Genomic DNA, 11296 nt, shown 5'->3' with positions numbered 1-11296 from the left:
TGCCCCCGAGCGCACCCGCCGGATCCGGCCACGGATCACCGCCGGACACCTCCGGACACCGGGGGACATCGCCGGACGGCCGGCCCGTCGCGGTACAACTCATCCTTTCGGCTCACTTCCGGGTGAAATCTCCGCACGGGTACGACACTCTCCCGGGGAGATCGCTAGCGTGGCGGTACACCCGCGCCGCGCCCCGAGGAGAACTCCGCTGTCCAGCCACCTTCCGGCACAGGTCCGCGGCACAGCCTCCGGTTCCGGGCTGGTGCGGTTCAACTCCCTGGCCCCCGAAGCCGCCCAGGCGGCGCTGCTGCACTGCTGCGGCAGCCGGCGTTGGGCGCACCGCGTGGCCACCCACCGCCCCTACCCGGACACCGCCTCGCTGCTCGCCGCCGCGGAGGAGGCCTCGTACGACATGTCCCAGGCCGACCTGACCGAGGCGCTGGCCGCGGAGACCTCGGCGGAACTCGGGCACGGGGCCCCGTACGCGGCGATGCTGGCGCTCGACGCGGCCCGCGCCGAGTACGAGCGCACCTTCCGGCACGCCTTCGTGATCTGTCTGGACGGCCACCCGCCGGAGGAGCAGGTCGACCAGCTGTTGGCCGCGATCCGCCGCAGAATGGCTCACGAGATCGACGAGGAACGCTCGATCTCGGCCGAGGAACTGCGCCTGGTCGCCCGCGGCCGGCTCGTCCGCCTGCTGGACAGGCTGCCCTCGCTGCTCGACGGCTCGACCGGGACGGTCGCCGACGGTGGACCATATGAGGCTGATTTCGGGCTATTCGCCCCTGTGGGATAGTCCGTCCGTGCCTGTTTGATCACACCGATGGCCCCCGCGCAAGGGAACCGACAAAGCGTCGCTACGATGTCCGGGGCCGGAGGACCGTACCCGGCCGGGCCCGACCGACAAAGAAGCCGGCTGGCCCCCGCCCCGCTTCCGGAGGGTTTTCCGTGCCGGCTGGAACGTTGTACCGCGGCCGGGAAGGAATGTGGTCCTGGGTGGCTCATCGAGTCACCGGCGTCCTCATCTTCTTCTTCCTGTTCGTACACGTCCTCGACACCGCTCTCGTCCGCGTCTCCCCCGAGGCGTACGACGATGTCGTGGCTACCTACAAGACTCCGATCGTCGCGCTGCTGGAGTACGGCCTCGTCGCCGCAATCCTGTTCCACGCGCTCAACGGTCTCCGTGTCATCGCTGTGGACTTCTGGTCCCAGGGTCCCCGTCACCAGAAGAAGATGCTCTGGTCCGTCGTGGGCATCTGGGTCGTGCTGATGGTCGGGGCGCTCTACCCCGTCCTGGGCCACGCCTACCTCGAACTGTTCGGGAAGTGACACGCATGTCTTCTGACACTTCTTTCGAAAAGGGCATCGGCGACGTGGAGGGCGTGTCCCTCTACGACGTCGACAACCCGGCGCCGTACATCGAGGCCCCGCGCAAGCGGACCAGCAAGACCCCGCGCTCGACCCGGGGCAACTTCGAGATGGTCGCGTGGCTCTTCATGCGCCTCTCGGGCATCGTGCTCGTCGTCCTCGTCATCGGCCACCTGGTGATCCAGCTGGTGCTGGACGGCGGCGTCTCCAAGATCGGCTTCGCCTTCGTGGCCGGCCGCTGGGCGTCCCCCTTCTGGCAGATCTGGGATCTGCTGATGCTGTGGCTGGCCATGCTGCACGGCGCGAACGGTCTGCGTACCGTCATCAACGACTACGCGGAGCGCGCCAACACGCGGCTGTGGCTGAAGGGCCTGCTCTACACCGCCACGGTGTTCACCATCCTTCTGGGCACGCTGGTGATCTTCACCTTCGACCCGAACATCCGCTAGGCAACGGGGCTGAGGCGAATCCCATGAAGATCCACAAGTACGACACCGTCATCGTCGGCGCAGGTGGCGCCGGCATGCGCGCCGCCATCGAGGCGACGAAGCTCAGCCGCACCGCCGTGCTGACGAAGCTCTACCCCACCCGCTCCCACACGGGCGCCGCGCAGGGCGGCATGGCTGCCGCGCTGGCCAACGTGGAGGACGACAACTGGGAGTGGCACACCTTCGACACGGTCAAGGGCGGTGACTACCTGGTCGACCAGGACGCCGCCGAGATCCTGGCGAAGGAGGCCATCGACGCGGTCCTCGACCTGGAGAAGATGGGCCTGCCGTTCAACCGCACCCCGGACGGCACCATCGACCAGCGCCGCTTCGGCGGCCACTCCCGCAACCACGGCGAGGCGCCGGTCCGCCGGTCCTGCTACGCCGCGGACCGCACCGGCCACATGATCCTCCAGACGCTGTACCAGAACTGCGTCAAGGAGGGCGTGGAGTTCTTCAACGAGTTCTACGTCCTGGACCAGCTCCTGGTCGAGGAGGACGGCGTCACGAAGTCGGCCGGCGTGGTCGCGTACGAGCTCGCCACCGGCGAGATCCACGTGTTCCAGGCGAAGTCCGTCATCTACGCCTCCGGCGGCACCGGCAAGTTCTTCAAGGTGACCTCCAACGCGCACACCCTCACCGGTGACGGCCAGGCGGCCTGCTACCGCCGGGGCCTGCCGCTGGAGGACATGGAGTTCTTCCAGTTCCACCCGACGGGCATCTGGCGCATGGGCATCCTGCTGACGGAGGGCGCCCGCGGTGAGGGCGGCATCCTCCGCAACAAGGACGGCGAGCGCTTCATGGAGAAGTACGCGCCGGTCATGAAGGACCTCGCGTCCCGTGACGTCGTCTCGCGCTCCATCTACACGGAGATCCGTGAGGGCCGCGGCTGCGGTCCCGCCGGTGACCACGTGTACCTGGACCTGACGCACCTTCCGCCGGAGCAGCTCGACGCGAAGCTCCCGGACATCACCGAGTTCGCCCGTACGTACCTCGGCATCGAGCCGTACACGGACCCGATCCCGATCCAGCCCACCGCGCACTACGCCATGGGCGGCATCCCGACCAACGTCGAGGGTGAGGTCCTGCGCGACAACACCACCGTCGTCCCCGGCCTGTACGCGGCCGGCGAGGTCGCCTGCGTGTCCGTGCACGGCGCGAACCGTCTGGGCACGAACTCGCTGCTGGACATCAACGTGTTCGGCAAGCGCTCGGGCATCGCCGCGGCGAAGTACGCGCACGCCCACGACTTCGTCGCCCTCCCGGAGAACCCGGCGCAGCAGGTCGCCGACCTGGTCGAGCAGCTGCGCGACTCCACGGGCCACGAGCGGGTCGCCGACCTGCGTCTGGAGCTCCAGGAGACGATGGACGCCTGCGTGATGGTGTTCCGTACGGAACAGACCATCAAGACCGCGGTCGACAAGATCGCGGAGCTGCGCGAGCGCTACAAGAACGTCTCCGTCCAGGACAAGGGCAAGCGCTTCAACACGGACCTGCTGGAGGCCATCGAGCTGGGCAACCTGCTCGACCTGGCCGAGGTCATGGCCGTGTCCGCGCTCGCGCGCAAGGAGTCCCGCGGCGGTCACTACCGCGAGGACTACCCGAACCGCGACGACGTCAACTTCATGCGCCACACCATGGCGTACCGCGAGGTCGTCGGCGAGGGCAAGGACGCCAAGGACACCGTCCGGCTGGACTACAAGCCCGTCGTCGTCACCCGCTACCAGCCGATGGAGCGTAAGTACTGATGGCCACCCCGACCCTGTCCAAGACGGACCAGATGGAGGCGGCGGCCGCCGCCTCGCCGTTCATCACGGTGACGTTCCGGATCCGCCGGTTCAACCCGGAGGTCTCGGAGGAGTCGACCTGGCAGGACTTCCAGGTCGAGATCGACCCGAAGGAGCGCGTGCTCGACGGTCTCCACAAGATCAAGTGGGACCTCGACGGCACGCTGACCTTCCGTCGCTCGTGCGCGCACGGCATCTGCGGCTCCGACGCGATGCGGATCAACGGCAAGAACAGGCTCGCCTGCAAGACGCTGATCAAGGACATCAACCCGGAGAAGCCGATCACCGTCGAGGCCATCAAGGGCCTCACGGTGATGAAGGACCTCGTCGTCGACATGGAGCCCTTCTTCCAGGCGTACCGGGACGTCATGCCGTTCCTGGTCACCAAGGGCAACGAGCCGACGCGCGAGCGCCTGCAGTCCGCCGAGGACCGCGAGCGCTTCGACGACACCACCAAGTGCATCCTGTGCGCCGCGTGCACGTCCTCGTGCCCGGTGTTCTGGAACGACGGCCAGTACTTCGGCCCGGCGGCGATCGTCAACGCGCACCGCTTCATCTTCGACTCGCGCGACGAGGCCGGTGAGCAGCGGCTGGAGATCCTGAACGACAAGGACGGCGTGTGGCGCTGCCGCACGACCTTCAACTGCACCGACGCGTGCCCGCGAGGCATCGAGGTCACGAAGGCGATCCAGGAAGTCAAGCGCGCGCTCATCACGCGCCGCTTCTGATCCTCCCCGTCGCCGCGCCGGAGGCCCGTACCCCCTCAGGGGTGCGGGCCTCCGCGCGTCCCGGCCGTCGTCGCGGCGGCTCCGAGCGCCCCGAAGCGCCCCTGCGGACGGGTACGGAGGGGCGGGCGGCTGTGGAAAGATCGGCCGTATGAGTGAGCAGCAGCCGAATCCGTATGCGGGCGGGCCGGGCGGGCAGCCCGGACCGGGTGACTACACGTGGGGCCCGGGCGAGCCCAGTTACGGTTACCCGCAGCCCTATCCGACCACGCCGCCGCCCTACCAGCCGACCATGGGCGCGGGCCTGCCCGCCCCCGTCCCCGGCCCGATGGGCGGCTCGTTCACGCTGGGCGACATCACCATCGCGGGCGATCAGATCATCACGCCCTCGGGGTCGATGCCGCTGCGGGGCGCGATGTGGAACGCCACCGACTTCTCGCGGACGGAGGAGAAGATCCCGACGCACGCGATCGTGCTGGCCATCGTCTTCGCCCTGTTCTGCCTGATCGGCCTGCTGTTCCTGCTGATGAAGGAGAAGGTCACCACCGGGTACATCCAGGTCACGGTGACGAGCGGCGGCCGCCACCACTCCACGATGATCCCGGCGAGCGACCCCTACGCCATGCAGTGGGTCATGGGGCAGCTCAACTACGCCCGGTCCATGAGCATCTGAGGTCCGTTCCGCCCGTCCGAACGGCCGCCCGCCCGAACCACCGCCGGCCTGCGGGGACCCGTGGAAAGGCGGTGGCGACGGGGGCTGCGGCCACGCGAGGATCACGAGATGATCCTTTCTCATGACGTGACCGGGCCCGTCGACGCGCCCGCCGTGGTCCTGCTGCACTCCTCCGTCTGCGACCGGCGCATGTGGGACCCCCAGTGGGGGCCGCTCGCCGAGGCCGGTTTCCGGGTCGTCCGCGCGGACTTCCGTACCTGCGGGCAGTCCCCCGCCGCCGACGCCCCGTACAGCGACCACGGCGACGTCCTGGCGCTGCTCGACCAACTCGACATCCGGCGCGCCTCGTTCGTCGGCTCCTCCTACGGCGGCCGGATCTCCCTGCGGATCGCCGCCCTGCACCCCGAGCGGGCCTCGCGGCTGGCGCTGCTGTGCCCGGGCCGGCCCGGGCTGTCGCCGGACGGGCCGGAGGTGCGCGCGTACGGCGAGGCCACGGACGCCCTGCTGGCCACCGGGGACCTCGAGGGCGCGGCGGAGTTGGCCTCCCGCACCTGGCTCGGCCCGGACGCCGACGCGGCCGCGCACGCCGCCGTACGGGCGATGGAACTGGGCAACATCAAGGGGTCCCTGGCCGACTCCGGCGGCCACGAACTCCCGGAGCCCGCGATCGACCTGGGCGCCGTGACCGTACCGGTGCTGGCGATCGGCGGCGCCCACGACCTCCCCGACTACCGCCGCATCCCGGCCGATCTGCCCGGCCTCGTCCCGGGCGCCGAGCACCGCGAACTGCCCTGGGCGGGGCACCTGCCGTCGCTGGAGCGCCCCCGGGAGACCACCGCCCTGCTGCTCGACTTCCTCGGGCGGCCGGCCCGGTAGGACCGCGCTCGGAGGCGGGGCGGGCAGGTGGGTGACGCGCATCCCTGAACTTGTTCAAAACTCTGCTTGAACCTGTTCAAAAAGAGGTCTACAGTCAGGGACGTCAGCAGTTGAACACGTTCAAAGGGGCTGGGGCAATGGACCTCACCGTGGTCGCGTACGTCATCTACCTGCTCATCAGCATCGGGCTCACCGTCTGGGTGGCCCGTACGCTCAGCCGCAACGGCCGGGTCTTCATAGGCGACGTGCTCCAGGGGAACGAGAAGCTCGCCGACGCCGTCAACCAGCTCCTGGTGGTCGGCTTCTACCTCGTGAACATCGGGTTCGTGACCCTGTACCTGCGGTCGAGCGAGGACATCCGCGCGGCCCGCGACCTCTTCGAGGCGCTGTCGGTGAAGCTGGGCGTCGTCCTGCTGGTGCTCGGCGTCATGCACCTCGGGAACGTGTGGGTGCTCAACAAGATGCGCCGCCGGGGCGTCATGGAGCGTCAGCACACCCCGCCCGTCGCCCCGCAGGGGTGGACCCCGCAGACCGGGGTCTGAGCGATGGGACCGTCGTCGGCGCCCGTCCGGCACCTGACCGTCCTCTACGACGCCAACTGCCCGGTCTGCGTGCACATCCGGCACTGGTTGCTCACGCAGCGCTGCCTCGTACCGCTGCGGCTCGTACCGGCCGCGTCCTACGAGGCGCGGCGCCGCTTCCCCCGGCTGGACCACGCGGCGACCCTCCGCGACATCACGGTGGTCGGCGACAAGGGGCAGGTCTGGAGCGGTACGGATGCCTTCATCGTCTGCCTGTGGGCGCTCGTGGAGCACCGGCCGAGGGCGAACTGGCTGGCCACACCGGCCGGCCGGCCCTTCGCCAAGGCGGCCATGCACGCGGCCTCGGCCGTACGGCACGCGGTACGGACGAACCCCGGAGCGGAGCCCGGGGAGCCACTCTGTGACGAGCAGTGCCCCGCACCCCGATAAGGTCGGACACCGTGACAGATCAGAAGGCGCCCAAGAGCGAGCAGACCCGGACGCTCATCCTCGAAACCGCGCTCCGGCTCTTCCAGGAGCGCGGGTTCGACAAGACGACCATGCGGGGGATCGCCAAGGAGGCGGGGGTCTCGGTCGGCAACGCCTACTACTACTTCGAGTCGAAGGAACACCTCGTCCAGGGGTTCTACGACCGGATCGGCGCGGCCCACCAGGCGGCCGTCCGGCCGATCCTGGAGCAGGAGACCGACCTGCAGAAGCGGCTCGCCGGGGTACTGACGTCGTGGCTGGACATCGCGGCGCCGTACCACGAGTTCGCCTCCCAGTTCTTCAAGAACGCGGCGGACCCGGAGAGCCCGCTCAGCCCCTTCTCGCCGGAATCCGAACCGGCGCGCAAGGCGGCCATCGACATGCACCGCGAGGTGCTCGCCGGCGCGAAGACGAAGGTTCCGGACGAACTGGCCGACGTCCTGCCGGAGCTGATGTGGCTCTCGCAGATGGGGCTGGTCCTGTACTGGGTCTTCGACCGCTCGCCGGACAGTCAGAAGACCAGGCGGCTCGCGGAGCGCGGCGCGCAACTGACGACGCGGGGCATCATCCTGGCCAGGTTCCGGGTGCTGAGGCCGCTGGTGCGCGAGGTGCACGAGCTGTTCGCGGACTTCCTGCCGGGCATGGCCCAGACGGCGGTCGCGCGCGGCAAGCGGGCCTCGGACCCGTACCCCGACGAGGCGTAGCGGGCGCGGGAGGGCCCGAGGCGGCGTAGCCGAGGCGGGACGGTCCGAGGCGGGACGGTCCGAGGCGGGACGGTCCGAGGCGGCGTAGCCGAGGCGGGACGCCGGGGGCCGGGGCTCTGCGGGCGTCACGCCCCGAGCACCAGGAGGCCCGCGGCGGCCGGACCGAAGGCGCCCCCGAGCTGGTAGGCCAGGGTGAACAGCCCGATGGCAGCCGGCCGTCGGCCCGCGTCGGGGGCGGCGGCCACCGCGTGCGTGGACAGGACGGCGTTGGCGGCGGTGGCGGTGAACACGCCCGCCGTCGTGGCGGCCAGCAGCAGCGGGCCCGAGTCCGCGAGGACCGCCGTCAGGGCCGAGGCCGCGCCGGTCACGACCAGGACGGTACGGACGGCCGCGCGGCTCATGCGGGCCGAGGCGGCGGCGAGCGGCCAGGACAGGGCGGATCCGAGCAGCAGCGCGAGGAGTTGCCCGGTCCCGACGGCGGCCGGATCCCAGCCGGCGCGGTCGGCGAGCAGCCGGGGCACCGACAGGAGCACCGTGAAGTAGGACGTCGACACGGCGAGGGCCAGCAGCGCCGAGCCCACGAAGACGGGCTTGCGGAGCAGCGCGACCGGTACGAAGCCCTCGGGGCGGCGGCGTACGTGCAGGACGAGCAGCGCGGCGGCGACGAGGGCCGCGCCCAGGGCGGCGAGCGGAGCGGTCGCCAGCAGCACGAGGGCGGTGACGAGGGCGGTCAGCAGGGCCGCCCCCCGGGCGTCGAAGCGGCCCGGGGCGGGCGCGGACGCGGCCCGCGTCTCGGCGGCGCGGCGGCCGACGGCCGGGACGGCGAGCAGGGCGACCACCGGAAGGGTGAGGGCGAGCCGCCAGGAGGCGCTCTCCGCGAGGACCCTGCCGAGGAGCGGCCCGGACGCCCCGAGCACGCCGAAGCCGGCGCTGACGACGCCCATCCGGCGGGCGGTTCCGGCGAGGACGACGGCCACGGCGACGAACCCGGCGCCGCCCGCGGCCTGGGCGCAGCGGCCGAGCAGGGTGAGCGGCAGCCACGGGGAGACGACGACGGTCAGGGCGCCGACCAGGACCAGCGCGGCGGACAGCCGCAGCAGGGCGGCCGTGCCGCGGTGGCGCAGCAGTCCGGCGAGGAGCGGCGTGGCGACGGCCACGGCCCAGCCGAAAGCGGTGAGCAGTTGGGCGACGGACCCCGCGGGGACGCCGAGGGAGCCGGCGATGTCGGGGACGATCAGCACCGGCGCGTTGGCCCCGGCGGCCAGGGGCGCGGCCAGCAGGGCGAGCAGGACGGCGGGAACGGGGCGGCCCGCGGGGCCGGTTCCGGTGCTCGCGCCACCGGTCGCGGGGGTGGCCGGGGCGGTGCGCCCGCCGTGGGTCGCGGGGGTGGCCGCGGTGGTGTTCGTGCTGTGGGTGGCAGACATGGGTGGACCCGACCTCGCTTCTCTCAACATTGATCATCTCAACGTTGAGATAAAAACAGGCCCACTGCCTCAACGTCAAGTCTCTTAACGTTGAGGTATTCTTCCCGCATGGAGAACGACATGGTGGCCCACGTCATCGGCCAGTGGGCCGCGGAGCGTCCCGACCTGACGGACGACCTGTGGCCGGTGGAGGCGGTGGGGCGGATCCAGCGAATGAACCGGATCATCGACAAGCAGCTCAAGACCTTCATGGCGGAGCACGGCCTGGAGGTCGGCGAGTTCGACGTCCTGGCCAGTCTGCGCCGGTCGGGCCCCCCGTACGCGTTGACCGCCGGGGCCCTGATCCCCGCCGCCATGGTGACCTCGGGCGCCATCACCAACCGCATCGACCGGCTGGAGGCCAAGGGGCTCGTCGAGCGGGTGCGCGACGACGTCGACCGGCGTTCGGTGCGCATCCGGCTCACGGAACGGGGCCTGGAGACCAGCGGAAAGGTGATGGAGGCCCATCTCCAGCACTACGCCCGGCTGCTGGACCCGCTGGGGCGCGCCGGGACCGCCGCCGTCGCCGAAGCCCTGCGCACCCTCCTGCTGGCCCACGGGGACACGCCCGCCCTCGACTGAGCGGGCACGGTTCGGGGCCGGTCGCGACCCGGGCCCGTCAGAGCCAGTTCAGCTCCCACAGGCGCCACACGCCCGTGCCGTCGGAGAGGTACTGCGCGCCGGCGACGGCTTCGCGGGACAGGACGTAGTCCTTCTTCTGCCAGATCGGCAGCATCGGAACCTGCTGGGCGACGACCTTCTGGAGCTCGCGGAAGTCGGCGGCGGCCCCCGCGCGGTCCGAGTGGGACTGGGTACGGGTGATGAGGTCGTCGACGGTCTTGTCGGAGTAGCCGTTGTTCATGCTGGACCCCGCGCCGACCAGCGGGGCGAGGAAGTTGTCGGCGTCCGGGAAGTCGGCGATCCAGCCGATCGTGTAGGCGTCGTACTCCCCCGCCGCGTAGCCCTTCTGGAAGTCGGCCCACGCCTCGACGGGCTTGACGGTCACCTGGAAGAGGCCCGTGGACTCCAGCTGCCGCTTGATCTCCGTCGCCTCGGCCACGTTCGCGCCGCGCGTGTTGACGCCCAGCGTCAGCGGGACGGCGGCGGTGATCCCGGCGTCCTTGAGGAGCTTGCGGGCGAGCGTCCCGTTGGGCGAGGGGTAGGCGTCGAAGAAGGGCGTGCTGTGCGCCGCGATGCCCGCCGGGACGAGGGAGTACAGCGGGGTGACGGTGCCCTTGTACACGCCCCCGGAGATCTTCGAGCGGTCCAGTACGGCCGCCACGGCCTGGCGGACGGCCGGCTTCTCGGCCGCGGCGCCCGGACGGACGTCGAAGACCAGGTTGCGGGTCTCCGTACCGCCGGAGGCCTGGTAGCGGGTGTCCTTCAGGCCCGGGTTCAGTCCCGCGAGGACCTCGGGCGGCATGTCGCGGTGCGCGACCTCGACCTTGCGCTCCCGCCAGGCCTTGTCGAGGTCGGTGGAGTCCTTGAAGTACCGGACGGTGACGTTCGCCCGCGCGGGCCTGCCCTGCCCCCTGTACGCCGGGTTCGGCTTCAGCTCGGCGCTCGCGCCGGGCTCGTACGCGCCGAGGGTGTAGGGGCCGGTGCCGTCGACCGCGTCGCCCTTGCGGAGCGCCTTGGCCGGGTACTTCTCCTTGTCGACGATCGAGGCCGCGCCCGTCGCGATCTTGAACGGGAAGGTGGCGTCGCGGGCGGACAGGTTGAAGGTGACCGTGCCGCCCTCCGCGCTCACCGACGCCAGCGTGTTGAACAGCGGGGCCGGCCCCTGCTCGGAGTTGATCTGCTTGATCCGGTCGAAGGAGAACTTCACGTCCTCGGCCGTGACCGCCCGGCCGCCCGGGAACTTCAGGTCCGGGCGGAGCTCGCACTGGTAGGTCGTCAGCTTCTGCCCGACGAACTTGCAGGAGGACGCGGCGTCCGGGACGGGGATGTCGGAGCCCGCCTTGATGGTCAGCAGCGACTGGTAGACGTTGCTGAACAGGGCCCAGGAGCCGGCGTCGTAGGCGCCCGCCGGGTCGAGCGCCGAGACGACGTCGCTCGTCCCGACCCGGATCACCCTCCTGCCGTCGTCCCCGGTGGGCAGCAGCTGCCACCCGCCGACGCCCGCGGCGGCCAGGACCAGACCCGCCGCGATGATCTTCGTGCGGACAGACCGCATCCCCTGAACCCCGCTATTCGAACTAG

Annotated in this window: 13 protein-coding genes; 11 read left to right on the top strand and 2 right to left on the bottom strand. The window is 70.8% G+C overall.

Features of this window, described 5'->3' with window-relative positions:
- Window positions 1–169: 169 nt before the first annotated feature.
- From ACFY0I_RS00995 to ACFY0I_RS00950, 10 genes are all read left to right on the top strand, one after another.
- The gene (locus tag ACFY0I_RS00995) at window positions 170–796 is read left to right on the top strand and encodes a 2-oxo-4-hydroxy-4-carboxy-5-ureidoimidazoline decarboxylase (RefSeq protein WP_388888336.1); all 627 of its coding nucleotides are present in this window, start codon (window positions 170–172) and stop codon (window positions 794–796) included.
- Between the two features lie 152 nt (window positions 797–948).
- Complete coding sequence (gene sdhC, locus ACFY0I_RS00990; RefSeq protein ID WP_362879814.1) at window positions 949–1329, top strand: succinate dehydrogenase, cytochrome b556 subunit; 381 nt, start codon at window positions 949–951, stop codon at window positions 1327–1329.
- Between the two features lie 5 nt (window positions 1330–1334).
- Window positions 1335–1817 carry a succinate dehydrogenase hydrophobic membrane anchor subunit gene (locus tag ACFY0I_RS00985; RefSeq protein ID WP_388888333.1) on the top strand — a complete coding sequence of 161 codons (483 nt, stop codon included), beginning with the start codon at window positions 1335–1337 and terminating at the stop codon, window positions 1815–1817.
- A gap of 23 nt (window positions 1818–1840) precedes the next feature.
- Window positions 1841–3604 carry a succinate dehydrogenase flavoprotein subunit gene (gene sdhA / locus ACFY0I_RS00980; protein ID WP_388888330.1) on the top strand — a complete coding sequence of 588 codons (1764 nt, stop codon included), beginning with the start codon at window positions 1841–1843 and terminating at the stop codon, window positions 3602–3604.
- Window positions 3604–4371, top strand: a complete 768-nt coding sequence (locus ACFY0I_RS00975; RefSeq protein ID WP_388888328.1) for a succinate dehydrogenase iron-sulfur subunit — start codon at window positions 3604–3606, stop codon at window positions 4369–4371. Before sdhA ends, ACFY0I_RS00975 begins: the two co-directional genes overlap by 1 nt.
- A gap of 148 nt (window positions 4372–4519) precedes the next feature.
- Window positions 4520–5041 (top strand): hypothetical protein, encoded by a 522-nt coding sequence (locus ACFY0I_RS00970; RefSeq protein WP_388888325.1) that lies wholly within the window; start codon window positions 4520–4522, stop codon window positions 5039–5041.
- Between the two features lie 108 nt (window positions 5042–5149).
- On the top strand, window positions 5150–5917 hold the full coding sequence (locus ACFY0I_RS00965) for an alpha/beta fold hydrolase (RefSeq protein ID WP_388888322.1): 768 nt from the start codon (window positions 5150–5152) through the stop codon (window positions 5915–5917).
- A gap of 137 nt (window positions 5918–6054) precedes the next feature.
- Complete coding sequence (locus tag ACFY0I_RS00960) at window positions 6055–6459, top strand: hypothetical protein (RefSeq protein WP_388888320.1); 405 nt, start codon at window positions 6055–6057, stop codon at window positions 6457–6459.
- A 3-nt stretch (window positions 6460–6462) separates the two neighbouring features.
- Window positions 6463–6888, top strand: coding sequence for a thiol-disulfide oxidoreductase DCC family protein (locus ACFY0I_RS00955; RefSeq protein WP_388888318.1), 426 nt, complete (start codon window positions 6463–6465; stop codon window positions 6886–6888).
- A gap of 11 nt (window positions 6889–6899) precedes the next feature.
- On the top strand, window positions 6900–7631 hold the full coding sequence (locus tag ACFY0I_RS00950; RefSeq protein ID WP_388888316.1) for a TetR family transcriptional regulator: 732 nt from the start codon (window positions 6900–6902) through the stop codon (window positions 7629–7631).
- 125 nt (window positions 7632–7756) lie between these two features.
- Here ACFY0I_RS00950 and ACFY0I_RS00945 read toward each other — a convergent pair whose 3' ends face one another.
- Window positions 7757–9055 carry an MFS transporter gene (locus ACFY0I_RS00945; protein WP_388888313.1) on the bottom strand — a complete coding sequence of 433 codons (1299 nt, stop codon included), beginning with the start codon at window positions 9053–9055 and terminating at the stop codon, window positions 7757–7759.
- Between the two features lie 108 nt (window positions 9056–9163).
- Between ACFY0I_RS00945 and ACFY0I_RS00940 the strand changes: the two genes are divergently transcribed.
- Entirely contained in the window at window positions 9164–9676 is a 513-nt protein-coding gene (locus ACFY0I_RS00940; protein ID WP_388888310.1) for a MarR family winged helix-turn-helix transcriptional regulator, read from the top strand.
- A 37-nt stretch (window positions 9677–9713) separates the two neighbouring features.
- On the opposite strand, the gene ACFY0I_RS00935 is transcribed toward ACFY0I_RS00940, so the two are convergent.
- Window positions 9714–11270: an ABC transporter substrate-binding protein gene (locus ACFY0I_RS00935; RefSeq protein ID WP_388888308.1), complete on the bottom strand. Its 1557-nt coding sequence runs from the start codon at window positions 11268–11270 to the stop codon at window positions 9714–9716.
- Window positions 11271–11296 lie beyond the last annotated feature (26 nt).

Source organism: Streptomyces sp. NPDC001568, from assembly GCF_042893755.1.
Taxonomy (GTDB): domain Bacteria; phylum Actinomycetota; class Actinomycetes; order Streptomycetales; family Streptomycetaceae; genus Streptomyces.
This window is presented reverse-complemented; position numbering and strand designations above follow the sequence as displayed.

Excerpts from the sequence above, each read along its gene's own strand:
- ACFY0I_RS00985 (WP_388888333.1), top strand. The coding sequence starts at position 1,335 with ATGTCTTCTGACACTTCTTTCGAAAAGGGCATCGGCGACGTGGAGGGC.
- sdhA (WP_388888330.1), top strand. The coding sequence starts at position 1,841 with ATGAAGATCCACAAGTACGACACCGTCATCGTCGGCGCAGGTGGCGCC.
- ACFY0I_RS00975 (WP_388888328.1), top strand. The coding sequence starts at position 3,604 with ATGGCCACCCCGACCCTGTCCAAGACGGACCAGATGGAGGCGGCGGCC.
- ACFY0I_RS00970 (WP_388888325.1), top strand. The coding sequence starts at position 4,520 with ATGAGTGAGCAGCAGCCGAATCCGTATGCGGGCGGGCCGGGCGGGCAG.
- ACFY0I_RS00965 (WP_388888322.1), top strand. The coding sequence starts at position 5,150 with ATGATCCTTTCTCATGACGTGACCGGGCCCGTCGACGCGCCCGCCGTG.
- ACFY0I_RS00960 (WP_388888320.1), top strand. The coding sequence starts at position 6,055 with ATGGACCTCACCGTGGTCGCGTACGTCATCTACCTGCTCATCAGCATC.
- ACFY0I_RS00955 (WP_388888318.1), top strand. The coding sequence starts at position 6,463 with ATGGGACCGTCGTCGGCGCCCGTCCGGCACCTGACCGTCCTCTACGAC.
- ACFY0I_RS00945 (WP_388888313.1), bottom strand. The coding sequence starts at position 9,055 with ATGTCTGCCACCCACAGCACGAACACCACCGCGGCCACCCCCGCGACC.
- ACFY0I_RS00940 (WP_388888310.1), top strand. The coding sequence starts at position 9,164 with ATGGAGAACGACATGGTGGCCCACGTCATCGGCCAGTGGGCCGCGGAG.
- ACFY0I_RS00935 (WP_388888308.1), bottom strand. The coding sequence starts at position 11,270 with ATGCGGTCTGTCCGCACGAAGATCATCGCGGCGGGTCTGGTCCTGGCC.